Origin of the sequence: Variovorax sp. J2L1-78, from assembly GCF_030317205.1 — a bacterium.
GTDB lineage: Bacteria > Pseudomonadota > Gammaproteobacteria > Burkholderiales > Burkholderiaceae_C > Variovorax > Variovorax arabinosiphilus.
The window spans coordinates 645,685-669,842 of record NZ_JASZYB010000001.1 but is presented as its reverse complement, the minus strand read 5'-3'; the positions used below and the strand labels follow the sequence as shown (position 1 = coordinate 669,842).

Genomic DNA, 24,158 nt, shown 5'->3' with positions numbered 1-24,158 from the left:
TGATTATGCCAGTGTTCGGACCGTTTTCAGGCGGTCGGCTGGTCGAGATCGAAGGCTTTGTGCAAAGCACGCACCGCCAGCTCCATGTACTTCTCGTCGATCACGACGGAGGTCTTGATTTCGCTGGTGGAAATCATCTGGATGTTGATGCCCTCTTCGCTCAGCACGCGGAACATCTTGCTCGCCACGCCCACATGGCTGCGCATGCCGATGCCCACGATGCTGACCTTGCAGATCTTGGTGTCACCCACGATTTCGGCGGCGCCCAGCGTCGGCAGCACCTTGGCCTTGAGCAGGTCGGTGGCCTTGGCGTAGTCGTTGCGGTTGACCGTGAAGCTGAAGTCGGTCTTCCCGTCCTTGCTCAGGTTCTGGATGATCACGTCGACCTCGATGTTCGCGTCGGCGACGGCGCCGAGGATGTGGTACGCGATGCCCGGCTTGTCGGGCACGCCCAGCACCGAGATCTTCGCTTCGTCGCGGTTGAACGCGATGCCGGATACGACGGCTTGTTCCATGTTTTCGTCTTCCTCGAAAGTGATCAGCGTGCCGGACTTGGCCTCTTCATTGATGTCGATGTCCCAGGGCGTGAAGCTCGAGAGCACGCGCAGCGGGACCTTGTACTTGCCGGCGAATTCCACCGAGCGGATCTGCAGCACCTTGGAGCCGAGGCTCGCCATCTCGAGCATCTCCTCGAAGCTGACGGTCTGCAGCCGGCGTGCGTCGGGCTCGACGCGCGGGTCGGTCGTGTAGACGCCGTCGACGTCGGTGTAGATCAGGCATTCGGCCGCCTTCATCGCCGCGGCGATGGCCACGGCCGAGGTGTCGCTGCCGCCGCGGCCCAGCGTCGTGATGTTGCCGGCGTCGTCCACGCCCTGGAAGCCGGTGATGACCACCACCCTGCCGGCGGCCAGGTCGGCGCGCACGCGGGCGTCGTCGATGCTCTCGATGCGGGCCTTGGTGAAGGCGCTGTCGGTACGCACCGACACCTGCCAGCCGGCGTAGCTCACCGAAGGCACGCCCTCGGCCTGCAGCGCGATGGCCAGCAGCGCCGACGACGCTTGCTCGCCGGTGGACGCGAGCATGTCGAGTTCGCGGTCGTGGCTCGCGTCGGTCTTGCTGGACGCGAGTTCCTTCGCGAGGCCCAGCAGCCGATTGGTTTCGCCGCTCATGGCACTCGGGACCACCACCATCTGGTGGCCGGCGCGTGCCCATTTGGCGACGCGCTTGGCGACGTTCTTGATGCGCTCGGTCGAGCCCATCGACGTACCGCCGTATTTGTGAACGATCAATGCCATGGGTGAAATCAAGGAGAGAAAAAACGGACGCCGCGACCTCGGCGACGGCCCTGTGGACCGCTTCGTCGCTGGCCGGTTCAGCGCGGGGGCTGCGAGCTACGGCGAAGGCGCGACATTGTACCAACGCAGCCGGGGCCCATCCCGCTCGACGAAGCCGTCGGCCACCTTCAGCCGAATGCCGTGGCCGCGGGTGCGGCAGGCCTCGACCTGGTCGAGCAGCTGCTGCAGCTGGGCTTCGCTCGGCACCGCGCGGTGGGCGCTGCGCAGCCAGTGCCGCAAGGCGTTGGCGCGGCGCTCGCGCGACAGGGACTGCAACGCTTCGATGGCTGGCGGCATGCCGGCGGTCGCTAGGTCGATCTCCGCCAACTCGGCCAGCAAGGCCGACGCGCGCGCCGCGTTGCGCGCGCTGCGCGCGAAGGTGTCGCGGAACTGCGGCAAGGCCTCGGCCAGCGCCGGCAGCACCCGCCGGCGGATGCGGTTGCGCGTGTAGCGCTCGTCGGTGTTGCTCGGATCCTCGATGAACGGAATGCTTTCGGCCGCGAGCCACGCACGCAGGTCGGCCGCCGGCACGTCGAGCAGGGGCCGGTGGAAACGAACGCCGTGGCGGATCATCTCGCGCGGCATGGCGGCCAGGCCATCGAGCCCCGCCCCCCGGCCGAGCGCGATCAGCATCGTCTCGACCTGGTCGTCCGCATGCTGGGCGAGCAGCACGTCCTGCAGCCCCTGCGCGGACGCCAGTACCGCGAGCGCGGCGTAACGCGCGCGCCGCGCCGCGTCCTCGGGGCTGTCGCCGCTGTCGTGACGAGCATCGACCCGGCCGATGTGCAGCGGCACGCCCAGCGCGTCGCAGGTGGAAGCGCAGTGGCGCTCGAAATCATCCGCCACCGACTGCAGGCCGTGATGCACGTGCAGCGCATGCACCTGCCCCGGCCAGCGTGCCGCCGCCGCATGCAGCAGGGCCGTCGAATCGGCCCCACCGCTGTAGGCGACGCCCAGCGGAAGCGACACCGCCCACGAGGCGAGCGCATGGGCGGCGGGGTTGTCCATGGTGAAGGGCGGACCGGAACCGGTCCGCGAGCACGTCAGCGGGTGCTGTCGGCCTTGGTGTCCGAGAAACGGCCGTAGCTCTGCAGGCGCTCGTAGCGGCGCTCGAGCAGCTCCTTCACCTTCAGGTCGCTGACCTGGCGGAACGCATCGTTCAGCGCGCGCTTGAGGAAGGCAGCCATCTGCTTGTGGTCGCGGTGCGCGCCGCCGACCGGCTCGTTCACGATCTTGTCGACCAGGCCGAGCGCCTTCAGGCGGTGGGCCGTAATGCCCAGCGCGTCGGCCGCTTCCTGCGCCTTCTCGCTGGTCTTCCACAGGATCGAGGCGCAGCCTTCGGGGCTGATGACCGAGTAGATTGAGTACTGCAGCATCACCAGCTGGTCGCCGACCGAAATGGCCAGCGCGCCGCCGGAGCCGCCCTCACCGATGATGGTGACGATGATCGGCACCTCCAGCTGCGCCATCTCGAAGATGTTGCGGCCGATGGCTTCCGACTGCCCACGCTCTTCCGCGTCGATGCCGGGGTAGGCGCCCGGCGTGTCGACGAAGGTGAAGACCGGCAGCTTGAACTTCTCGGCCGTCTTCATCAGGCGCAGCGCCTTGCGGTAGCCCTCGGGCTTGCTCATGCCGAAGTTGCGCGCGGTGCGCTCCTTCGTGTCGCGGCCCTTCTGGTGGCCGATGACCATGCAGGGCACGCCGTTGAAACGCGCCAGCCCGCCGATGATCGACAGGTCGTCCGAGAAATGGCGGTCGCCATGCAGCTCGACGAAGTCGGTGAAGATCTCGTGGACGTAGTCGAGCGTGTACGGGCGTTCCGGATGCCGGGCGATCTTGGTGATCTTCCAGGGCGTCAGGTCGCTGTAGATGTCCTTGGTGAGCTGCTGGCTCTTCTTGCTGAGCTGGTCGATCTCTTCGGAGATATCGACCGCTGATTCCGTCTGCACATAGCGCAGTTCTTCGATCTTGCCTTCGAGTTCAGCGATGGGCTGCTCGAAGTCGAGGAAGGTTCGTTTCGCCAACGTCTTCTCCTGTTTTTAGTACGCGACCGGTACCGGGTCGAGCGACCGCCAAATATACCAAGTCGCCACGCTGCAATAAGGCGCCCAGCCCACACCCACCTCGCGCAGGTCGCTGCGGCTGACCGGCTCGCCCGAAAAGTAGTTCTGGCTCACGCCGTTGATCAGGCCGATGTCGTCCAATGGCAGCACGTTGGGCCGCATGAGGTGGAAGATGAGGAACATCTCGGCGGTCCAGCGGCCGATCCCGCGGATCGCCACCAGCTCGTCGATGATCATCTCGTCGGTCATGTCCTTCCAGGCGTCGATGTGCACGGCGCCGGAATCGAAATGGATGGCGAGGTCGACCAGGTACTCGACCTTGCGCGCCGACAGCCCCGCCGCGCGCATGTCGTCGACCTTGAGCTTGAGCACGTTGCGCGGCGTCATCTTGCGCGGCAGCGCCTCGAAGCGGTCCCACACCGACTGCGCGGCCTTCACGGAAATCTGCTGGCCGACGATGCTGCGCGCCAGCGTGGTGAAGGCGTCGCCGCGCGACTCCAGGCAGGCGTCGCCGAACTGCGGGATGAGCCGCTTCATCACCCGGTCTTTCTTGGACAGGTGCTTGCAGGCTTCCACCCAGTAGTCGGGCGTGATGATCTTGACGGGCGGGGAAACGGCGGGCGACATCGGGGTCTTGTCCTTCACTGCGCCGCAGCCCAGGTCGTGCCCGTGGCCGAATCCTTGAGCACGATGCCCTGCGCGAGCAGGTCGTTGCGGATGCGGTCCGCCTCGGCAAAATTCTTTGCCGCCTTGGCCGCCGCACGCTGCGCGATCAGCACCTGGATGGCCGCATCGTCGAGCGCACTGCCCGCCTGCAGGAACTGCTGCGGGTCGCCCTGCAGCAGGCCCAGCGTGCCGGCCAGCGCCTTCAGCAGGGCAGCCGTTTCGGCCGACGCCGTGCGGTTCACCTCGCCCGCCAGGTCGAACAGCACGGCGATCGCCTCGGGCGTGCCGAAGTCCTCGTCCATCGCGGCTTTGAAGCGCGCGGCCTGCGGCTGCGACCAGTCGATGGCAACGGTGGCCGGCGCCACCGAATGCAGGGCCGTGTACAGCCGCTTGAGCGCATTGCGCGCGTCGTCCAGATGCGCGTCGCTGTAGTTGAGCGGGCTGCGGTAGTGCGTGCGGACGAGGAAGAAGCGCAGCGTCTCGCGGTCGTACTTCTGCAGCACTTCTCGGATGGTGAAGAAGTTGCCCAGGCTCTTGGACATCTTCTCGTTGTCCACGCGCACGAAGCCGTTGTGCATCCACACCTTGGCCAGCGGCTTGCCGGTGGCGCCTTCGCTCTGTGCGATCTCGTTCTCGTGGTGCGGGAACTGCAGGTCGGCGCCGCCGCCGTGGATATCGAAGGTCTCGCCCAGTGTGGCGCAGCTCATGGCGGAGCACTCGATGTGCCAGCCCGGCCGGCCCGAGCCGAAGGGGCTCGCCCACTTCACCTCGGCGGGCTCGGTCGGCTTCGACGCCTTCCAGAGCACGAAGTCGAGCGGATCGTCCTTGCCGTCGAGCACCGCGACACGTTCGCCCGCATGCAGTTCGTCGAGCGACTTGCCCGACAGCTTGCCGTAGCCGGGAAACTTGCGCACCGCGTAGTTCACGTCGCCCATCGGCGAACGGTAGGCCAGGCCCTTCTGCTCGAGTGTCTCGATGATGCCGAGCATCTGCGGCACATATTCGGTGGCGCGCGGCTCGACGTCGGGCGGCTCGATCCCGAGCGCGGCGACGTCCTCGTGCATGAGCGCGATCATCTCGTCGGTCAGGGCGCGGATCGTGATGCCGCGCTTGACCGCGCGCTCGATGATCTTGTCGTCGATGTCGGTGATATTGCGCACGTAGGTCACGTCAAGGCCTGAGGCGCGCAGCCAACGCTGGACCACGTCGAAGGCCATCATCATCCGCGCGTGGCCGATGTGGCAGAGGTCGTACACGGTCATCCCGCAGACGTACATGCGCACCTGGCCGGGTTGCAGTGGAGAAAACTCCTCCAATTCACGCGACAGCGTGTTGTAGATGCGCAGACTCATGGAAATCGGAAAACGTCGGCCTGCGACTCGGGCGACGCAGGCGAACAAGGGTTTTGTCAGGGGTGTGGGGGCTGCCGCACGAGGGGTTCGGCTTGGCCCCTCGGCTACAATCGCGCCCAGTATAAACGGCCCCTGCGGGCACCTTCCGCCATTCTTCGGGCGAGTCTTGAAGCCCGCGCCGGACACTCTTCCCGAGCCTCATGAAGCAAGCCGTCACCCTCCTCCCGTTGTCGTGGTCCCTCCGTCATGCCGTGCGTCTATTCGGCATCCTGCTGTTCGCGGCGGCCGGCACGCTCGCGCATGCCGACGACTACGCCGACGTCAACCAGCTGCTCCGCCAGGGCAAGGCCGCCGAGGCACTGACCAAGGCCGATGCCTACATCGCCGGCAAGCCGCGCGACCCGCAGATGCGCTTCCTGCGCGGCGTGATACTCACCGAGCAAGGCAAGACGGCCGACGCAACCACGGCCTTCGTGCAGCTCACGCAGGACTTCCCCGAGCTGCCCGAGCCCTACAACAACCTGGCCGCGCTCTATGCGCAGCAGAGCAAGTTCGACCAGGCGCGCGATGCGCTGGAGAACGCGATCCGCCTGAACCCGAACTACGCCACGGCGCACGAGAACCTCGGCGACGTGTATGCACGGCTCGCGGCCCAGTCCTATGCCAAGGCGCAGCAGCTCGCATCCACCAACGCCAGCGCGGCACCCAAGCTCGCGCTGATTCGCCAGATCTTCACCGGCACGCCGGCCTCCATCTCGGCATTGCCGGGTGCGCCCGTCGAAGCGCGCAAGCAGACGCACACCAAGTAAGCCGTTCGCGCCTCGGGGCGCGCGGTGCCCGCCGAGGCACGTCCACTCCTGCAGAAAGCGAGTCATCCCTTGAGCTCCCACATCCTCTCGCGCCGCACGGCGCTGGTCCTGGCCACCACGCTCGCCCTGGGCACCAGCGCCTGGGCACAAGGCGCGGCACCGCGCGTGAAGCTGGCCACGTCGGCCGGCGACATCGTCGTCGAGCTGGCGCCCGAGAAGGCGCCGAAGACCGTCGCGAACTTCCTCCAGTACGTCCAGGACAAGCACTACGACGGCACGGTGTTCCACCGCGTCATCGACGGCTTCATGATCCAGGGCGGTGGCTTCACCGCCGACATGCGCCAAAAGCCGACGCGCGCACCGGTGCCGCTGGAGGCCTCGAATGGCCTCAAGAACGCCAAGTACACGATCGCCATGGCGCGCACCGGTGACCCGAATTCGGCAACATCGCAGTTCTTCATCAACGTGAAGGACAACACGATGCTCGACGCCCCCAACCCGGACGGCTACGGCTACACCGTGTTCGGCAAGGTCGTCGCGGGCAGCGAAGTGGTCGACAAGATCCGCGCCGTCCAGACCGGCAACAAGAGCGGCATGCAGAACGTGCCGCTCGACACCATCACCATCCAGTCCGCCACCGTCGTGGCGAAGTAACCCAGGAGCCATCCATGAGCAACCCCCAAGTCGAACTCGTCATCAAGGACCAGGGCACCATCACCCTCGAACTGGACCGCGCCAAGGCGCCGAAGTCGGTCGAGAACTTCATCGGCTACGTGAAGAGCGGCCACTACGACAACACGGTGTTCCACCGCGTGATCCCGGGCTTCATGGTGCAAGGCGGCGGCTTCGAGCCCGGCATGACGCAGAAGCCCACCGGCGCCGAGATCGAGAACGAGGCCAACAACGGCCTGAAGAACGACAAGTACACGGTGGCGATGGCCCGCACCAGCGCACCGCACTCGGCCACGGCCCAGTTCTTCATCAACATCGCCGACAACGGCTTCCTGAACCACACGGCGCCGTCGGCGCAGGGCTGGGGCTATGCCGTGTTCGGCAAGGTGATCGCCGGCACCGAGGTGGTCGACAAGATCAAGGCCGTCAAGACCGGCCGCAAGGGCTTCCACGACGACGTGCCGATGGAAGACGTGATCATCGAGAAGGCCACCGTCACGGTCGAGTAAGCCCGGGCGTCACGCGGCATGAGCATGGTGACCGAGCAGGCCTTCGCCGAACTCGTGGCGCCGGCCGCGTGGCACACGGTCGACCTGCTCTCCGACCTGCACCTGCAGGCCAGCGAGCCGGCAACCTTCGACGCCTGGCGCGGCTACCTCCAGACCACGCCGGCCGACGCGCTCTTCATCCTCGGCGACCTGTTCGAGGTCTGGGTCGGCGACGATGCCGCTGCCCTCCCCGGCTTCGAGGCGCAATGCGCCGACCTGCTGCGCGCCGCATCGCTGCGGCGGCCGATCTTCTTCATGCACGGCAACCGCGACTTTCTCGTCGGGCCGGATTTTGCTGAACGTTGCGGCCTCACACTGCTCGAAGACCCCACCGTGCTGGTGCTGCACGGAAAGCGCTGGCTGCTGAGCCATGGTGATCTGCTGTGCCTGGCCGATACCGACTACCTGCAATTCCGCGCGCAAGTGCGCACGCCGGCGTGGCAGCAAGCCTTTCTGGCCCGACCGCTGGACGAGCGGCGCGCGCTCGCGCGGTCGATGCGCACCCAAAGTGAACAGCGCAAGTCCACGCCCGGCATGGTCTGGGCCGATGTCGACGCCGATGCGGCCCGCGATTGGCTGGAGCGAGCCAACGCGCACACGCTGGTCCACGGCCACACCCACCGACCCGCCGAGCATGCGCTGGGCGACGGGCTGCGCCGCATCGTGCTGAGCGATTGGGATGCCGCCGCGCACCCGCCGCGCGCGCAGGTGCTGTGCGTGTCGGCCTCGGAAGCGCGGCGCGTTGACGTCCGCTGAGGGCCGGGATGTTCAAGTGGCTCCGCGGCCTGCGCGCCGCCCCCGCGATTCCCGATGCCGCCTGGCAGGCCACGCTGACCCGCTATCCGTTCCTGGCCGAGCGACCGGCGGCAGATGTCCAACGGCTGCGCGCCCTGGCAGCCGACTTCCTGCGCGACAAGGAATTCCACGGCGCGCACGGCTTCGCCATCACCGACGAGGTGGCGCTGGCCGTCGCGGCGCAAGCCGTGCTGCCCGTGCTGCACCTGCCCGGCGGGCTCGACTGGTACGGTGACTTCGTCGGCATCGTGGTGCATTCGTCCGAAGTGGTCGCGCGACGCAAGACCATGGACGAGACGGGTGTGGTCCATGAATACGACGAGGTGGTCGCCGGCGAGGCGATGGACCGCGGCCCGGTCATGCTGAGCTGGCAGGACGTGCTCGCCAGCAGCCTGACGGCGGCCGAGGGCTACAACGTCGTGATCCACGAGTTCGCGCACAAGATCGACATGCGCGACGGCGCCGCCGACGGCTGCCCGACACTGCCGCCCGGCTTCGGCGGCCACGCCAGCGCGCGCGACGCGCATGCCGCGTGGCGCGCGGTGATCCAGCCGGCCTTCGACGTCTTCCGTGAGCAGACGATCGTGGCCGAACGCTTCGGCGGCGAGCCGCCCTGGCTCGACCCCTACGGGGCCGATTCGATCAGCGAGTTCTTCGCGGTGGCGTGCGAGGCGTACTTCGTGAACCGCACGCGCTTCGGCGAGGAATTCCCACCGCTGCTGGCGCTGTTCGACGCCTTCTTCACCCCCCCGACCCGCTGAAAGACAAAAGGCCGCGCGCCCTTCGGCAACGCGGCCCATTCTCCTCAGGCTCTCAGCCTGCGGCGCTTACTTGCGCAGCAGGGCCTTCAGCGCGTTCTGCAGACGGCGCGCGGTGGCCGCGTCGTGCGCCGAGGCCAGCACCTTGCCCGCATCCTCGCCCCAGGTCTGCGCCGGCGCCGGGTCGCCACGCTTGGTCAGCAGCTTGAGCTGCAGTGCACGACGCGCGTCGATCTGGTCGGCCGGCGTCGGCACCTCGGCCGCCATCTCCAGGCGCAGCAGGGCTTCGCCCGCGTCGCCGGACGGCGGCTTGGCCACCGCCTGTGTCCATGTCGTGCGCACCGCGGGCGTCACGGCCCGACCGAGTTCCTGCACGCTCGGCAGTTCGGAGGCGTCACGCTTCTCCCAGGCACCCAGCAGGTGCGTGAGCGCTTCGCCGTGGGCCTGGGCCGCCAGCTTGCGCAGCGCCAGGTCGGCGCGCTCGAGCGCTTCGCGCTGGGCACGGAAGGCCGTGTCGCCCAGACGGGGACCGCGGTCTTCGAAACGCGGCGGACGGTCGCCGAAGCGGTCGCCACCCGGGCCGCCAGCCCGCGGGCCACGATCGTTCGGGCGCCCACCGGGGCCGCTGCGGCTGTCGCGGCGATCGCCGAAGCGGCCGGCCGGGCCTGCCGGCTCCGCCTTGCGGCTGCCCGGACGGTCGTCGCCGCGGCGCGCGGCCACCACCGGCTTCGGCGCAGCCTTGGGCGGCGCGGCCGGCGTGGCGGCCGCAGCGTTGTCGCCTTCGTCGGCGCGGGCGGAGAAGTCGGCGCTGCCGACCGGTGCGATCAGGTCGCCCGACGGCGCCGGCGCGGCGATCTGGCCTGCCTCGTCCGGTTCGGGCGCCGCCACGGGCGGCGGCGCTTCGGTTTCGCCCGGCACCGGTTGCACCGAGGCGCCTTCGCCGAACTCGGCGGCGGCCTGGCCAGGCGCGACGATCTCGGTCGCACCGACGGCCGGACCGTCGCTTCCGGACGTGACCGGAGCAGGTACAGGCGCGGGCGCCGGGCGCGCCGGCGCCTCGCCGCGCAGCGCGGCCTCGAGCTGTGCCACCGCCGCACGGATCTTCTGCACGTCACCGGAGGCGTTCGCTGCATCGAGCGCCTTGGACGCCTCCAGCACGTTCCGGTCATGCTCGCTCATCGCCGTGGAGGCCTTTTCGCGCTCGGCCGTCTTGCGGTTGAAGGCTTCGTCGATCGGGGCGCGGAACGCATCCCACAGCTTCTGTTCCTGGCGGCGGTCGAGCGGCACACTCTGGGCCTCGGCCTGCCAGCGCTGCTGCAGCGCCTTGACGGCGTCGATGCGCAGCATCGGCTGCGCGCCCAGATCGGTGGCCTCCGCGATCATGGCCTGGCGACGCTCGATGCTGGCGGCCTGCGCTGTTTCGAGCGGCGCACGGGCGGCGCCGAAGGCTGCATTCCACAGCGGCTGCAACTCGGCGAAGACTTTCTCTCCGACATGGCCGCCGTCGCGCCAGCGGTCGGCGAACTGGTGCAGCGCGCGGTTGTGCGCCTTCAGGTCGGACGCGCTGGCGTGCGCTTCGGCCCAGGCCTTCACCTCCTCGATCAACGCCACACGATGGGCGCGATGCTCGGCCGCGTCGGCACGTACCTTGTCGAGCCAGGCTTCGACCACCTTGTGAGCCTCGTTGCAGGCCTCGTCGAAGCGCTTCCAGAGCGCGTGGTTGGGCACCCCACCCTGGTCGGCCTTCTTCCATTGCTCGCGCAGCGTGCGCAGCGATTCCTGGATCTTGCGGCCGCCGAGCGCCTGGCCTTCCGGGCGCTTGAGCAGGCCTTCGGCCTTGGCGACGAGGTCTTCGCGCACCTTGTCGGCGCTCCAGCGCTGCCAGCCTTCGAGTTCGCCCGCGGCGACCAGCGCAGCGTGCACCCGGGCCTCGAGCGCCGCATCGACCTGCTTGCCGTGCTCCTTGAGCACCGCGCGCAGCGCGGCGGCTGCGCCGGCGCTGGCCTTGCCGTGGCCCTCGGCGGTTTCCTGTTCCAGCTTCGCCAGCGCGACCTCGACCGCGGCCTGGGCGGCCGCGCGCTTCTCGGGGTCGATCTTCGGGCCGGCCGGTTTGGCGGGCGCCGCAGCGGCGGCTTCGGTCGGCAGGCCGCGGGCCGCGCGCAATTCGTCGGCCCAGACAGGCACCGGCGGCAGCGGTGCCGCGGTATCGGCTGCGGCGGCGATAGCCTGCGCCAGCGCGCCGTGGAAAGCGTCGGACACAACCAGCAGCTGGGCCTTGGAGGCGTCGATCTGCGGGGCGAACTTGGCGTCCAGGCTGTTCCAGTTGGCGTCGGCGGTCAGCTCGGTGGCCTGCTGCTGCCAATGCGTCACGTCGGCACGCAGGCCTTCTTCAGCCGCCTGCGCATCGCGCCAGCCCTTGGTCGACAGCACCTCGAAGCGCTGCGCCAGAAGCACGGCGGCCTCGCGCTGGACCTGCGCGCGGTGCTGCAGGTCCTCGATCCCCTTCACGCGTTCGGCCAGCTGCACCTTGAAGCCGGCCAGCGGCTCGCGCGACAACGGCGCACCGGCCTTGGCGGCGTCGCGCTGCCAGGCGAGCGCGTCGGCGATGTTGAGTTTGGACTGCGCCAGCAGAGCTTCGGCCTTCTGTGCCCATTCGGCGGCGATCGCCTCCTGGCCCTTGGCGCGCTTGATCTCGTCGAGCTTCTCGCGCAGCAGGCGCGCGGCGCCCTTGTCACGGCCGCTGAGCTCCTTGAACACCTCCTGCATCTGGTCGGGCGACGGATTCGCCGCGAGCCACTCGCGGATGCGCTGCGCCCGTTCGCCGGACGTGGGGGCGGTGAACGCGCCGCCCGTGAGCGTGTCGAGAGACTGAAGGTCTTGGTGCTTGGAAGAGGTAGAGGTCACTGCGCGCAGGTCGTTGTCGGAGGAAAGAGGAGAAAAGCGAAGGCGCCGGCAGAAAGCCGGCGCACCCCGCCATTTTCACCGACCGGCGCGTGTTCCGTTCAACGGGTCGCCAGATTCAGTTCAGCGCCAGGTTTCCAATCGTTGCCGGAGGGGTTCGTGCGGACCGCGCCGAGGAAGAGTCGCTCGCTCGGCAACTGCTTGCCCAGGAGGTAGTCGCGCACCACCGCGCCGCGCTCCACGGCCAGCTGGCGAATGGCCTCGTCGTTGACGGTCAGGGTCGCCAGCAGCAGGTCTTCCATCTCCTTCTGCGGCAGGTCCTTGGCCAGGCCGATCAGGTTGCGCGGCTTGGTGATGTCGGCGCGCTTGTAGACGGCGGTGAGCAGTTCCGGGTACTCGGCGTCGGTGACCGAGGTCACGTCGGCCGCGTTCTGACCGGCACGCGCGGCCGTCCGGCGCTTTTCGGACAGCAGCAACTGGCGCAAGCGCTGGCGCTTGGCGGCCTCCCCTTCCTTCTCGAGGCTGGCGGTGCCCACCACGGTCAGTTGCAGGGCCGGACGGTCGGTCAGCGCCTTGGCCACCTTGTCGAGGCTTTCCTTGGCGCCCGCCGTCAGCGTGGCGCTGCCGGCATCGAAGGCGATCGCACTCGCCTCACCCGGGCCGCCACCGCCGAAACCGCCCGTCAGCAGGCTGAAGGGCGAGGTCACGGCCTTGACGATGAGGGTACCGATGGCCCTGAAGATCAGCGAACCGATGCTGAACTGCGGGTCGTTGAGCGAGCCGCTGATGGGCAGGTCGATATCGATCACCCCGTTGCGGTCGGCCAGCAGGGCCACCGCGAGCTTCACCGGCAGGCTGTTGGGGGCGCCCTGCACCTCCTCGCCGAACTGCAGCTGGTTGAGCACCAGCTTGTTCGTCGCCGCCAGGCGGCCTTCGGCGGAGATCTTGTAGTTGACGTCCATGCTCAGCTTGCCGCGCTCGATGCCATGGCCGGCGTAGCGCACCGCGTACGGCGTGAGCGGCGCCAGGTCGAGGTCGCGCATCTTGGCCGTGATGTCGAGTTCGAGCGGCTTGGCGAGCGGATTGATCTTGCCCGAGATATCGAGCGCCGCCGTCTGCTGCGCCTTGCCCCGCAGTTCGAGGTCCGCCATTTCGGGCTTGTCCGACGCGAAGGCGCTGAGCTTGCCGGTCAGCGCACTCAGGTCGGCCGAATAGTTCGGCTTGACGAACAGGTCGGTGAAGTCGATCTTGCCGTTGACCAGACTCATCGGGCCGAAGCGGATCACGGGCGCCGGGCCGCCTGCGTCACCAGTGGCTGCTGTGACCGTTGGCGCGGGGCGCGTGGATGTCGGCGCTCCACCGACCATGGCCTCGGCGGGGACCGTGGGGGTGCCCGACGCCGGTGCCTTGGCCGTCGTCGTGGTGCTGCCGCCCAGGTTGCGCCGCGTGTTGGCCTCGGGCGCCGCAGCCGCCGCCGCGTCCGCCTCCTGCTGCGACTTCTTGGTGAGGTTCTGCAGGTTGAGCCGACCCGTCGGGTCGACAATGACCCGCGCAAAGAAGTCGGTCAGCGTGGTTTCGCGCACATCGACCGTCAGCGGCGCACGCGGCACCATGGCGACCTGCAGGCCCCGGAGGCTGAGCGCCTTCCAGCTCAGCAACTGGTTGTTGGCGCGCTCCAGGCCCGGCGATTCGGACTGGGTGAGCGACGCACTGTTGGCGCGGAAATCTTCGACGGCGGTGTCGCCGGCCAGCTTCAGACCCATGCCTGCCGGCAGCGTCTCGTAGCGGACCGTGCCGCGGTAGCTGGCGAAGGCGCGACGGATGTCGATGTTGAGCGCGTCGCCGTAATAGGCCTTGAAGGCATGCGCCGGGAAGGCGGCCACCTCGAGCCGTCCCTCGGCCGACAAGGGCTTGAGCACGACCTGGCCCTTGTAGTCGAACTTGCCCGGCTCGGCGCGGCCGGCGGCGATGCGGCCCGACAACTGGACCGGCGACACGGTCGCGGTGTCGGGTGTGATCTTCTGCGCGTTGAGCTTGAGCGCGGTGACCTCGACCGCAACCGGCGTGCCGCTGGCCTTGTCGGCATAGGACACCGTGCCGCCGTCCACCACCAGCGAGGCGACGCTCAGGCGCCAGGGTTTGGTGTTCGTGCCCGCGGCCGTCGACGCGGGCGCCGCAGCCTCGGCGGACTTGGGTGCGGCGACCTTGGCCGCGGCCTGGTCCGACGCGCCGGACGGCGCCCGGAGCCAGCGCTCGAACATCCAGCGCTTCTCGTTGTCGCGCTCGATGCGGACCTTGGGGTTCGTCGCGGTGAACGAGGCGATGGCCAGCGTGTGCTGCGTCATGTCGGCCTCGGCATCGACCAGTTCGAAGCGGCCGACGCTCGCCAGGGCCGTCTTGCCCTGGGTGAGTGCCAAGCCGTCGGCCGACAGGCGGCGCGCCTTGAACTTGAGGTCGGGCGCGTTCCAGGACACCTCGATCTGTCCGCTGAGCTTGCCGTCCAGCGTCGGTTCCAGGCTCTGCGCGAGGTAGGGTGCTGCGAGCGACAGCGGCAGCGCGTCGACCTCCGCCTGCACGCTGGCGACCTTGTCGGTCGCTTCGCCCTGGAACTTGAGTCCGGCACCGGCCACCCGGGTCGACCCGCTGAACCGCGCCGGCTTCGCCGTCGGCCAGGTGATGCCGTTCGCCTCGATGGCGAGTTCCGACACATCGACCGCCGCGGCCGGTGCGGTGGTCTCGTCGCGCCAGCCGATGCGGCCACCGTTCAGCACGACCTTGTCCACCGTGATCTGCATCGGCTTTTTCTCTGCCGGAGCCACCGCCGCACTGGCCGGCGCCTTGGGCGCAGCGACCTTCTGTGTCGCGCCCGTGGCCGGATCGGTGGCCAGCAGGTTCAACTGCCCCCCCGCATCACGCGCCACGACGAGCTGCGGCGCCGCGAGCGCCACCTCACCCAGATGAATCACGCCGTCGAGCGGCCGCACGTCGACCAGTGCGACCTTCAGGGCGTCGAAGCCGAGCAGGTCGCGTCCCTTCGTATCCGCCAGCCTGGCCTGGTGCGCTTCGACCGTGCCGGTGATCTTCAGGCCCGCCACGGCGGCCTGTTCGAAGTCGATCTTGAGGTCGGCGTCCAGCAGGCCGGCCTTGACCTGGACCGGCAGGCCGGCCGGGATGTAGCCCAGGTACGGCGCAAGGTCGAGGCCCTTGAAGCGCAGTTGCGCATCGGTCTTGCGGTTGTCGGCGAACGGCGTGGTGAAGGCGGCCGAGTCGAAGGCGCTGCCATTGAGCGTGAAGGCCAGCTTGGGCTCGGTCGTGACCTCGCGCTTCGATTCCAGGTTGCTGAGGAAGGGCACCTTCAGCACCAGATCGCGCAGCGCGTGCTTGCGGCCGACCGTCTGGTCGTCGAAATCCACCGATCCATCGGTCACGCTGATGTTGTAGACCGCAAAACGCGCGGGGTCGGACTTGGGCGCATCCGGCGGGCTCGCGAGCTTGGCCAGGACGTCGTCGATGTCGTACCTGCCGTCGGCCAGATGCGTCAGGCGGACGGCCGGGCCTTCGACGCTCACCGCGTCGATCACCGGTGCCAGGCGAAGCAAGGATTGCAGCTCCGCATCGGCGTACAGCCGGCGGATGGCCAGTTGGGGCTGGCCGCCGTCCGCTGCAGCGATGCGCAGATCGGTCAGTGCCAGTTCGAGCGACCACGGCTTGAAGTCGACGGCACCGACCGTGACCTGGCGGCCGAGTTTCTCCGTGGCGATCTTCTGCAGCTGGCTCTTCGCCAGGGGCGGCACGGCCAGCCAGGCCAGAACCCAGAGGACCAACAACACCCCCAGCGCGACGCCTCCGCGACGCAACCACTTGTTCTTCTTCAACGATGCGACATCCATCGGGCGAGTGTGCCGCAAATGGAGGGGGTCGAAGCCCTGCTTCCGAGCGAAGGCTGCGCATCGAGAAGTTTGCCGCGACGGGCGCAAAAACGAGAAAGCCCGGCGGTTCGACCTGAAGTCTTGCCGCCGGGCTCGATGGCGGGCACGAGGCCCTTGCCATCTTTCGCTCGAGTGGAAGTGAATCGTTCCGCCCGTGCTGGCAGCAAGAGATTGCCGCCGTTGGCCTCCGCCGCGGGGTTCTCGAATCGCTTCTCGAACCGCTGGACTTCGGTACATGCCCGATCAGATCGGACGCCCTCAGATTAGGCTTTTCGACCCGCTGCGGCAACACAGATTGACAATCAAGATGCCCATCTGGCTATCAGAAAAGCAATCGGCGGCTTCAACCTACATAGCATATGGAAGAACATCCTTATGCTTGACCGTGTATTTGGCCGCTCCTAGAATCCGCCTCGCCCGGTTCTCACTACCTCTCCCCCCGGGCCGTCCCGATCCGCCGCCGAATACTTTCGGCCTCACCATGTTGTCAGCGCCCCTCCTTCTCGCGCTGACCTGGTACGTACCAATCCAAGCGCTGTCGTCCGACCTCTCGCCCTCCGGCGTGATCTTCAGACGCCGCACAGAAAGGAAGAGCGATGAACAAGACGTTGGAGACCACAGCCCGCGGGCTACGGACATTCGGTTCCGATGTGGTCGACGGCTTTTTTGAAATCACGCACAACGGCTTCGCCCTGCTCGGGCTTGCCACGGTGTTCGTCGTGCTGGCCTTGGCCGCACGCCCGGACCTGCGTGCCACCGGTGAAGCGCAACTCGCCACCTGGCTCGAATCGCGCAAGCCTGCGCCCGAAGCCACGGCGCTGACGCCCACCGCCATCGACCGCACGACGGCCGCGAGCCCGCTCGACCTGCCTAAGCAGCAAGCTGCCGTGGCTTACTGGCTCAGCAAGAAGTACCGGGTGGCCGCGGAGCCCCTGAGCGTTCTGGTGGCGGAAGCTTATGAACTCGGCAAGCGCACCAAGCTCGACCCGACGCTGATCCTCGCGATCATGGCGGTGGAGTCGAGCTTCAACCCCTTCGCCCAGAGCCATGTGGGCGCCCAGGGCCTGATGCAGGTCATGACGCGTATCCACGAGGACAAGTACGAAAGCGCGGGCGGCACGCTCACGGCCTTCGACCCTGTCACCAATATGCGCGTGGGCGTCAAGGTGCTGCAGGAATGCATCGCCCGCGCCGGCTCGCTCGAAGCCGGTCTGCGCTACTACGTGGGCGCCGCGAACCTCGACGACGACGGCGGCTACGCCGCCAAGGTGATGGCCGAACACGCGCGCCTGGTTCAGGTCGCGGGCGGCAAGGCACCGCCGGTCGCCCCGCCGGCGCTGCGTGCACAGGCACCGCAGAGCCAGCCCGTGCAGGTGGTTGCGCCGGCCAAGCCGGACGGGACAGCCGTGACGCCCCCGGAAAAGGTGGCGCTGCTCGCGGACTCCTGATCGATCCTCGCCGCCGGCCGAGGGCATCGCCCCTCGGCTACACTCGCGAGGTACGCGACTGGCGATAGGCGCCGCGCCCCCCACAGGGCCGACAGCGCTGACGTGGACTACCACTGGGAAGCGTACCGCCCGGCAACCGCCGGGCGATCAGCCGTTCGCCTGGGCAGCCCTTGTTTGATTGAAGAACAAGGACCACCGTCTTCAAAGGACTGCCATGTACCACCGCGACATCCTGGTCGAACAGACCGACCCCGAAATCTGGGCTGCTATCCAGGCCGAGAATGCCCGCCAGGAACACCACATCGAGCTGATCGCGAGCGAGAACTACGCCTCGCCGGCCGTCATGGCCGCCCAGGGCTCGCAGCTCACCAACAAATACGCCGAAGGCTACCCGGGCAAGCGCTATTACGGCGGTTGCGAGTTCGTCGACATTGCCGAGCAACTGGCGATCGACCGCATCAAGCAGATCTTCGGTGCCGACGCCGCCAACGTGCAGCCGCATTGCGGCGCCTCGGCCAACGAAGCCGTCATGCTCGCCTTCCTGAAGCCCGGCGACACCATCATGGGCATGAGCCTGGCCGAAGGCGGCCATTTGACCCACGGCATGCCGCTGAACATGAGCGGCAAGTGGTTCAACGTGGTGAGCTACGGCCTGGACGCGAACGAAGCCATCGACTACGACGCGATGGAGCGCAAGGCGCACGAATCGATGCCCAAGCTGATCATCGCGGGGGCCTCGGCCTACTCGCTGCGCATCGACTTCGAGCGCTTCGCCAAGGTAGCCAAGGACGTCGGCGCGATCTTCATGGTCGACATCGCCCATTACGCCGGCCTGGTGGCCGCGGGCGTGTACCCGAACCCGGTGCCGTACGCCGACGTCGTGACCTCGACCACCCACAAGAGCCTGCGCGGCCCGCGCGGCGGCATCATCCTGATGAAGTCGCAGCACGAGAAGGCGATCAACAGCGCCATCTTCCCCGGCCTGCAGGGCGGCCCGTTGATGCACGTGATCGCCGCCAAGGCCGTGGCCTTCAAGGAAGCGATGGCGCCCGAGTTCAAGGCGTATCAGCAGCAGGTCGTGAAGAACGCGCAGATCGTCGCCGAGACGCTGACGGCGCGTGGCCTGCGCATCGTGAGTGGCCGCACCGAAAGCCACGTCATGCTGGTCGACCTGCGTTCCAAGGGCATCACCGGCAAGGAAGCCGAGGCCGTGCTGGGCAGCGCCCACATGACCATCAACAAGAACGCGATTCCCAACGATCCTGAGAAGCCGATGGTCACCAGCGGCGTGCGCATCGGCACGCCGGCCCTGACCACCCGGGGCTTCAAGGACGAGGAAGCCCGCGCCACCGCCCACCTGGTGGCCGACGTGCTCGACAACCCGCGCGATGCGGCGAACATCGAGGCCGTGCGTGCCAAGGTGCATGCGCTGACCAGCCGCTTCCCGGTCTACCGCTGAGCACGAAGAAGGTCTGACCGCATGAAGTGCCCGTTCTGCGGTCATGCCGAGACGCAGGTCGTCGAGACCCGCGTCTCGGAAGATGGCGACTTCGTCCGTCGCCGCCGCCAGTGCGGCGACTGCGAAAAGCGCTTCACGACCTACGAACGACCGGACGTCAACTTTCCGGTGGTGGTGAAGAAGGACGGGAGCCGCGCCGACTTCGACTCGACCAAGGTCCGCGCATCGATGATGCTGGCCCTGCGCAAGCGGCCGGTCAGCATCGAGCTGATCGACGGCGCCCTCTTTCGCATCGAGCAGAAGCTGCTGTCCAGTGGTCTGCGGGAGATCGAGTCGACCAAGGTCGGCGAACTCGTCATGCGCGAACTCAAGAAGCTGGACAAGGTCGCCTACGTGCGCTTCGCCTCGGTGTACCGCAGCTTCGAGGATGTGGACGAGTTTCGGCAGCTGCTGCGGGACATTTGAGCTTGATCCGCTTGCCGCAGCAGTTCACCTGCCCGCGGCATTGCACTGGCTGGTGGCGCAATCGCCTTTCTTGTCGGGATCACAAACCCTTGGGCGTCCCGATGCCGAGACCACCACGGCGCTGCGACGCCCGCTTTCTGCCTTGAACGCGATACAGCCCATCTGGTACGCATCGCCCTTGCGCGAGAAGCCATTGGCGTCGTAGCTGAGCTTGCCTTCCAAGGCATTGCCCAGTCCCGCATCCACGGTCACGCCGCCAGGCAACGCATCGAAGGCGCGCAAAGTGGTGGCGACGCCCTCGACGGTGCTCTTGATTTCCCAACCGCTGTTCCAGTCGTTGATTGTTCTGGGGGTCAGCGTGACGGTCTGCGAACGCTTGAGCGCTTCGGCGCGTGCCATGCTCAGCGCCGCGACGAACTCGCTGGTGCTCGCCGCCAACCGCTGGTTTAGCAGAAGATCCCGGAAGCTGGGCACGGCGATCGCGCTCAGCACGGCCACCAGCGTGACGACGACCATCAGTTCGATGAGCGTGAAGCCACGCAGGCGCGCCGAAAGGTGCGTGCGCCGCCTCATTTCCAGCACCGTTCCTTGTCGTCGCCACTGCAACTCTTCTCACCCCGGCTGTTGATCGAGATGTCACCCACCCGCGGATCGGTCAAGCCATCCTTCAACCGAGCCGTCAGCGTCACACAACGCCGGACGTCGGGTGCCCCCTCGCAGACGCTCGCCGCCAGCGTGTACTTTCCACTGCCCGGCGTGTCCCCCGAGTCGGCCTTGAAGACGGGTGTTCGGTAGCTGCTCACCTGCGTGTAGAAGCGCTCCTGCTGTTGCATCTCTTGCATCAGTGCCGTGCGCGCTTCGGCGCGCCAGCCTTTGCGCACGGCGTCCATGTACGACGGATAGGCGATGGCTGCAAGGATCGCGATCACCGCGACCACGATCATCAACTCGATCAGGGTGAAACCGCGCGTCGAGACGCAGCGACCGCATGAAAAAGGCCGCTTCATTGCTTGATGTCCTTGTAGTTGAGGACCTGCCGCCAGTTGAGCCGACCCGCGATCTGCGAGACCTTGCCGCCCTCAATGGGACGCGTGATGGTCGCCCCGGGGCCGTCGCCCGCTCCCGTCCCCAGGTTGATGACGGCGACCTTCTTCGTCTCCTGCCGGCGTCCGAAGGAATCCGTGGACGTGTAGGCGCCGTCCCCCTCCTGGATGACCAGCGGCGAACTGAGAAGGCCGATGGTGGACGGGATGCAGGTGCTGCCGGACGACAGGCCGGTCATCGCATTGACCGCACAGCTGTGCCCTCCCCCTCCCGCACCACACGCATTCGGGTTCGGGATGAGCGTGTTGAAGACGAGATAGCCATCGCTCAGCACCATCCGCGAGACCTGCCGCTCGCCGTTGTTGGTGGCCTCCGGCAGGTCGAAGTACCAGCCTCGGCGCCGGGAGGTCTTGTCGTCGTAGGTCCCGTGGACGAACGCGTCGCCGGTGATGCTGAACTGGCCCTTGGCGTCCGGCGCTACTTCGCGCGACTGGAGCTGCGTGCGCGCCTGGTCCACCGGGATCGCCGAGTCGTTGTCGTAGACGCCGTAGATGGTCTGCGCCCGCCGTGTCGACAGGTCGCTGACCTCGACGAACTTCCCCGTGCCGAAGAGCACGATCGCGCCGCCGTTCGGACCGGCGCCCACCTCGGGCGCGACGGTGATGGGCTGGCGTTGCCCGATGCCGTCCTGCGCCACCACCAGCGGGGTGCCGTTCAGGGCCAGGGCCTTGCCGCTTTCGCTCCAGGGCGCATCTTCGGTGAAGCTGAACTTCCACAGATTGCCCTGTGTGTCGCCGGCGTACAAGAGGCGCGTGGAATTGTCCGAGGCCGCGAAATCGCCCACCGGGCCGAGCGCGTTGACCATCGTCTTGTCGGCCGGGTCCGGCAACACGATCTTGTGGTAATTGACGCCGCGCTGCCAAGGCGCTGCGGCCGCCTTGTCGAGCGAGAGCAGGAAGAGTGCCGCGGCCTTTGTCTTGTTGCCGTTGTTGAAGCCCGAAGGCACCACAGCGAACCAGCGATAGACGGCCGGCTTGCCGTCCTTGGCCGCAACGGTCCGGAATTTCAGCAGACGCGGCGCTTGCGTCACATGGCCCATGTCCGCGTCATCCTCGCCGGTGAACTCCCACAGGACGCTGCTGGCACCGAACGCCGACGGATCGGTCACGTCGAGTGCGAAAACGCCACGGCCACCGCCACCCAGGCCCGACACCAGCGCCGTGCGCCAGGTGCCATTCGCCAATTGCACTTCACCAGCGGCTGCGCTGCCGTCGACGTAGGGCTGATGGATGTAGTCCGGCGACGTGTAGCTCCCGAGCTTGGCGTACAGCGAGCCCGGCACATAGGCGAAGAGTTCGGCACCGCTGTCCGCGGCGAAGGCATGCAGCATGCCGTCGTTGGCGCCGACGTACACGGCATGCTGCCGGCCCTTGTGGGCCGTCATGAAGGCGTCGTAGCCCGCGCCCTGCACCGTGGCGCTGGGCGCACCGACCAGGAGCGGCGTCGAGTTGACGACGTCGCCCATGACCGAATCACGCACCCGGAAGATGCCACCCACCTTGTCGGCTTCCGCGCGCCGATCGCCGCGCAGATACGCCACCCGCTTCTCGCCCAGATCGTCCTTTGCACCCGTCTGCGAGAAAGGCTCCGCATTCAGGGCATCGGCCCGGGCTTTGTCGCTGCCCAGCACGGTCCAGTTGAACTCCGCACCGGCCCTGGTGCCGAGCTGCGTGTAGATCTTTCGTGCCTCCGGCTTGTTCGCAGCGGTCAGGAGGCTGCCCGCGCTCCAGGTCGGCGTGTCGGCCTTGCTCACCGCGCCGGCCTTGGCGTCGTAGCTCAGCGGGTACGCCAGCAGCGACCCCGACCAGCGCGTGCTGTCCAGTTGCGGGATGTAGACACGCGTGCCGCTCGCCGCGACGCGGGTGCCGGACAGCGCACCGCCCGCAATCGTGCCGCTGGCAGCCCCCGCCTTGGCGAAGATCTGACGAATCGCGGCGATCATCTCGTCGGGCTTGCTCGCCAGGAAGTAGTTCGCCGGCTTCGGCAGGCCGTCGTCGTCCACACCGGACTGCCACTCGGTGTTCGAGAGCAGCTCTTTGTCGCCGGCGGCCGGCGCGGTGACGAACGGGTTCCCGTCCTTGTTCTTGTCGTCGAAGCCGCCGTACTTGGCAGCCAGGTAGTAGGCGCTGCCGCGCTTTCGCTGGCGGATCGTTCCGTCGCCCCCCTCGTCGACGTCGATGGTGTAGGTCTTCACCCGAACGTCCGGATAGTCGGCGCGAATCCTTTGCGTGTTCGCCCAATACGCCAGGCCCGCCCACCCCAGCGCCCCTTGATCGGACCCACTGTCCAGGCTGGCCATGTTGGACGATGTGATCGGCGTCCCGTTCTTGTACTCGTAGGCGCGCGGACCGGCCTCGTTACCGCGTGTCGTCAACCCCGCTGGACCACCGGGCACGGTGTAGCCGAGGGTCTCCGCGTTCTCGAAGGCCCCCACGACGCTGGACCACAACGCCGTGTCGGGCTCCAGTCTGGACAGGTCCGCGGCCCGAAAGCCGGAGGGCCAGCCATCCAGCCCATCGTTGTGCAAACCAGGCAGCGAATGTTCGTGGTGGGTGTTCAGGTCACCGATCGCCACGACATAGTTGCGCTGGCAGCTTGCGGTCACGGGGTCCCAGCCGGTCTGCGCGCCGCCGCCCCACTTCGGGGTCTCGTTGTAGACCGGGAAGCCATCCTTCATCGCATCCGTCATGCCGGCCGTGGCTTGTGGGCTGGGCGCTTGGCCCTGGAGGTACCGCAGCGATTCGTAGTACAGCTCGCCGAGGGTGTCGAGGGTCTTGTAGGTGCCGGGGACCCGCCCCGTCCGGCCAAAGCGGTTCAGGTAGTTCACGACACCGCTTGAGCCTTCGGTACTGGCCAGAGGATTGGCGGCGAACACGCCGGTGGTCGCATCCCACTCCGCAGCTTCGTTGGCGATCTTCTCGAACTTGGCGTTCTCCGCGGTGGGGCCGGCGAACTTCATCGGCGCGCGCAGCACACCGCCGTAACGTGCGTTGGTGTTGTCCATCAGGTAGCCGAAGGCGGCAAAGCGCATCTTCTCGGAATACGTCTGGATGGTGCCGACCGGCTTGTAGTAGCCGCTGGGCTGCTTGGCGCAGAGGTCGCTGCGCAGCGGCCCTTCGACGGACGAGCAGACTTGCACGCGCGCGAAGTACGGGCCGGCTCCTGCGGGCCCATAAAGTTGATCGGTGCCCGGGTTGGTACAGCTGCCGGTGGACGTGGCGCCGATGAACAGCTGGTCGCGGCAGTTCGCGATGCGGATGCTCCCGTTGGCCCCCAACGTGCCCGACAGCGGCGTCAGCTTGTCCAGATTGCCATCCAGGACTCGCGCGGGAAAGTTGAAGCCCGCGTTGTAGAAGTTGTCCTGCAACACCGCACGCTGCAGCACCGTGTTGGTCGTGCTGTCCTCCACGCGATCGCCGCCGGTCATGGCGTAGCGCAGCATGTCGATGGCCGACGATGCGGCCCAGTTCAGCATGTTCCCGCTCCATCGCTGCGCGCAGACGATGGCCTTGCCGGACAGGCTGGCGCTTGCCGTCCGCTTGAACTGGCGATCGGCCAGCACGTAGTCGTAGCAGCCCATCGGGTCCCAATAGCCGATGTACGACTTGGTGATGTCGAAGTCGCCGCGATAGGCGGCGCCGGTCGTCGGAAACTCCACGGACAGGTCGAGCACCATGTTGGGCTTGACCCGCGAGGTGGTGGAGAACAGCGGCTCGTCGGACAGCCTGGCGTCGGGCGGCAGCGGGGCCGTGGGGGCGGCACCCGCCAACAGGGTGGCCGTGCACAGCCACAACACCATCGCCATGGCTGCGGCTTTCAGGTCGCCTTGTCGAATCTCGAACATGGGAAAGTCCT

The 24,158-nt window shown here is 67.6% G+C and carries 18 protein-coding genes and 1 riboswitch; of the genes, 8 read left to right on the top strand and 10 right to left on the bottom strand.

Going from position 1 to position 24,158, the window contains the following annotated elements:
* Positions 1–26 precede the first annotated feature (26 nt).
* The 5 genes from QTH86_RS03175 to cysS all read right to left on the bottom strand — a co-directional run bounded on the left by QTH86_RS03175 (position 27) and on the right by cysS (position 5,415).
* Positions 27–1,295 (bottom strand): aspartate kinase, encoded by a 1,269-nt coding sequence (locus QTH86_RS03175; protein ID WP_286646109.1) that lies wholly within the window; start codon positions 1,293–1,295, stop codon positions 27–29.
* A 96-nt stretch (positions 1,296–1,391) separates the two neighbouring features.
* The gene (gene tilS, locus QTH86_RS03170; RefSeq protein ID WP_286646110.1) at positions 1,392–2,342 is read right to left on the bottom strand and encodes a tRNA lysidine(34) synthetase TilS; all 951 of its coding nucleotides are present in this window, start codon (positions 2,340–2,342) and stop codon (positions 1,392–1,394) included.
* A gap of 35 nt (positions 2,343–2,377) precedes the next feature.
* Entirely contained in the window at positions 2,378–3,358 is a 981-nt protein-coding gene (locus QTH86_RS03165; protein ID WP_286646111.1) for an acetyl-CoA carboxylase carboxyltransferase subunit alpha, read from the bottom strand.
* Between the two features lie 15 nt (positions 3,359–3,373).
* Positions 3,374–4,024 carry a DNA-3-methyladenine glycosylase family protein gene (locus QTH86_RS03160; RefSeq protein ID WP_286646112.1) on the bottom strand — a complete coding sequence of 217 codons (651 nt, stop codon included), beginning with the start codon at positions 4,022–4,024 and terminating at the stop codon, positions 3,374–3,376.
* A gap of 14 nt (positions 4,025–4,038) precedes the next feature.
* Positions 4,039–5,415 (bottom strand): cysteine--tRNA ligase, encoded by a 1,377-nt coding sequence (cysS, locus tag QTH86_RS03155; RefSeq protein WP_286646113.1) that lies wholly within the window; start codon positions 5,413–5,415, stop codon positions 4,039–4,041.
* A 200-nt stretch (positions 5,416–5,615) separates the two neighbouring features.
* Here cysS and QTH86_RS03150 point away from each other — a divergent pair, with 200 nt between their 5' ends.
* From QTH86_RS03150 to QTH86_RS03130, 5 genes are all read left to right on the top strand, one after another.
* On the top strand, positions 5,616–6,224 hold the full coding sequence (locus QTH86_RS03150; protein WP_286646114.1) for a tetratricopeptide repeat protein: 609 nt from the start codon (positions 5,616–5,618) through the stop codon (positions 6,222–6,224).
* A 102-nt stretch (positions 6,225–6,326) separates the two neighbouring features.
* The gene (locus QTH86_RS03145; RefSeq protein WP_444813785.1) at positions 6,327–6,878 is read left to right on the top strand and encodes a peptidylprolyl isomerase; all 552 of its coding nucleotides are present in this window, start codon (positions 6,327–6,329) and stop codon (positions 6,876–6,878) included.
* A 14-nt stretch (positions 6,879–6,892) separates the two neighbouring features.
* Positions 6,893–7,405 carry a peptidylprolyl isomerase gene (locus tag QTH86_RS03140; protein ID WP_286646115.1) on the top strand — a complete coding sequence of 171 codons (513 nt, stop codon included), beginning with the start codon at positions 6,893–6,895 and terminating at the stop codon, positions 7,403–7,405.
* Between the two features lie 24 nt (positions 7,406–7,429).
* Positions 7,430–8,200: a UDP-2,3-diacylglucosamine diphosphatase gene (locus QTH86_RS03135; protein ID WP_444813784.1), complete on the top strand. Its 771-nt coding sequence runs from the start codon at positions 7,430–7,432 to the stop codon at positions 8,198–8,200.
* A gap of 8 nt (positions 8,201–8,208) precedes the next feature.
* On the top strand, positions 8,209–9,000 hold the full coding sequence (locus QTH86_RS03130; protein WP_286646117.1) for a M90 family metallopeptidase: 792 nt from the start codon (positions 8,209–8,211) through the stop codon (positions 8,998–9,000).
* A 66-nt stretch (positions 9,001–9,066) separates the two neighbouring features.
* Here the strand turns inward: QTH86_RS03130 and QTH86_RS03125 are convergent, their stop codons facing one another.
* The gene (locus QTH86_RS03125; RefSeq protein ID WP_286646118.1) at positions 9,067–11,901 is read right to left on the bottom strand and encodes a DUF349 domain-containing protein; all 2,835 of its coding nucleotides are present in this window, start codon (positions 11,899–11,901) and stop codon (positions 9,067–9,069) included.
* Between the two features lie 98 nt (positions 11,902–11,999).
* Entirely contained in the window at positions 12,000–15,788 is a 3,789-nt protein-coding gene (locus QTH86_RS03120; protein WP_286646119.1) for a DUF748 domain-containing protein, read from the bottom strand.
* Between the two features lie 635 nt (positions 15,789–16,423).
* Between QTH86_RS03120 and QTH86_RS03115 the strand changes: the two genes are divergently transcribed.
* The 3 genes from QTH86_RS03115 (at position 16,424) to nrdR (ending at position 19,199) form a co-directional block, all read left to right on the top strand.
* Entirely contained in the window at positions 16,424–17,275 is an 852-nt protein-coding gene (locus QTH86_RS03115; RefSeq protein ID WP_286646120.1) for a lytic transglycosylase domain-containing protein, read from the top strand.
* A 44-nt stretch (positions 17,276–17,319) separates the two neighbouring features.
* Positions 17,320–17,447: riboswitch (ZMP/ZTP riboswitch) on the top strand.
* 42 nt (positions 17,448–17,489) lie between these two features.
* A complete protein-coding gene (gene glyA, locus QTH86_RS03110; RefSeq protein WP_286646121.1) occupies positions 17,490–18,734 on the top strand; it encodes a serine hydroxymethyltransferase in 1,245 nt (414 codons plus the stop codon).
* Between the two features lie 21 nt (positions 18,735–18,755).
* Positions 18,756–19,199: a transcriptional regulator NrdR gene (nrdR, locus tag QTH86_RS03105; RefSeq protein ID WP_286646122.1), complete on the top strand. Its 444-nt coding sequence runs from the start codon at positions 18,756–18,758 to the stop codon at positions 19,197–19,199.
* A 24-nt stretch (positions 19,200–19,223) separates the two neighbouring features.
* Here nrdR and QTH86_RS03100 read toward each other — a convergent pair whose 3' ends face one another.
* From QTH86_RS03100 to QTH86_RS03090, 3 genes are read right to left on the bottom strand one after another with little or no spacing between them, the layout of a single operon-like run.
* On the bottom strand, positions 19,224–19,772 hold the full coding sequence (locus tag QTH86_RS03100) for a GspH/FimT family pseudopilin (protein ID WP_286646123.1): 549 nt from the start codon (positions 19,770–19,772) through the stop codon (positions 19,224–19,226).
* Positions 19,769–20,206 (bottom strand): type IV pilin protein, encoded by a 438-nt coding sequence (locus QTH86_RS03095; protein ID WP_286646124.1) that lies wholly within the window; start codon positions 20,204–20,206, stop codon positions 19,769–19,771. Before QTH86_RS03095 ends, QTH86_RS03100 begins: the two co-directional genes overlap by 4 nt.
* The gene (locus QTH86_RS03090; protein ID WP_286646125.1) at positions 20,203–24,147 is read right to left on the bottom strand and encodes a pilus assembly protein; all 3,945 of its coding nucleotides are present in this window, start codon (positions 24,145–24,147) and stop codon (positions 20,203–20,205) included. Before QTH86_RS03090 ends, QTH86_RS03095 begins: the two co-directional genes overlap by 4 nt.
* Positions 24,148–24,158 lie beyond the last annotated feature (11 nt).

Bases quoted from the DNA above. Each gene is read 5' to 3' on its own strand.
- QTH86_RS03175 (WP_286646109.1), bottom strand. From the start codon at position 1,295: ATGGCATTGATCGTTCACAAATACGGCGGTACGTCGATGGGCTCGACC.
- tilS (WP_286646110.1), bottom strand. From the start codon at position 2,342: ATGGACAACCCCGCCGCCCATGCGCTCGCCTCGTGGGCGGTGTCGCTT.
- QTH86_RS03160 (WP_286646112.1), bottom strand. From the start codon at position 4,024: ATGTCGCCCGCCGTTTCCCCGCCCGTCAAGATCATCACGCCCGACTAC.
- cysS (WP_286646113.1), bottom strand. From the start codon at position 5,415: ATGAGTCTGCGCATCTACAACACGCTGTCGCGTGAATTGGAGGAGTTT.
- QTH86_RS03150 (WP_286646114.1), top strand. From the start codon at position 5,616: ATGAAGCAAGCCGTCACCCTCCTCCCGTTGTCGTGGTCCCTCCGTCAT.
- QTH86_RS03140 (WP_286646115.1), top strand. From the start codon at position 6,893: ATGAGCAACCCCCAAGTCGAACTCGTCATCAAGGACCAGGGCACCATC.
- QTH86_RS03135 (WP_444813784.1), top strand. From the start codon at position 7,430: ATGGTGACCGAGCAGGCCTTCGCCGAACTCGTGGCGCCGGCCGCGTGG.
- QTH86_RS03130 (WP_286646117.1), top strand. From the start codon at position 8,209: ATGTTCAAGTGGCTCCGCGGCCTGCGCGCCGCCCCCGCGATTCCCGAT.
- QTH86_RS03120 (WP_286646119.1), bottom strand. From the start codon at position 15,788: ATGGATGTCGCATCGTTGAAGAAGAACAAGTGGTTGCGTCGCGGAGGC.
- QTH86_RS03115 (WP_286646120.1), top strand. From the start codon at position 16,424: ATGAACAAGACGTTGGAGACCACAGCCCGCGGGCTACGGACATTCGGT.
- glyA (WP_286646121.1), top strand. From the start codon at position 17,490: ATGTACCACCGCGACATCCTGGTCGAACAGACCGACCCCGAAATCTGG.
- nrdR (WP_286646122.1), top strand. From the start codon at position 18,756: ATGAAGTGCCCGTTCTGCGGTCATGCCGAGACGCAGGTCGTCGAGACC.
- QTH86_RS03100 (WP_286646123.1), bottom strand. From the start codon at position 19,772: ATGAGGCGGCGCACGCACCTTTCGGCGCGCCTGCGTGGCTTCACGCTC.
- QTH86_RS03095 (WP_286646124.1), bottom strand. From the start codon at position 20,206: ATGAAGCGGCCTTTTTCATGCGGTCGCTGCGTCTCGACGCGCGGTTTC.
- QTH86_RS03090 (WP_286646125.1), bottom strand. From the start codon at position 24,147: ATGTTCGAGATTCGACAAGGCGACCTGAAAGCCGCAGCCATGGCGATG.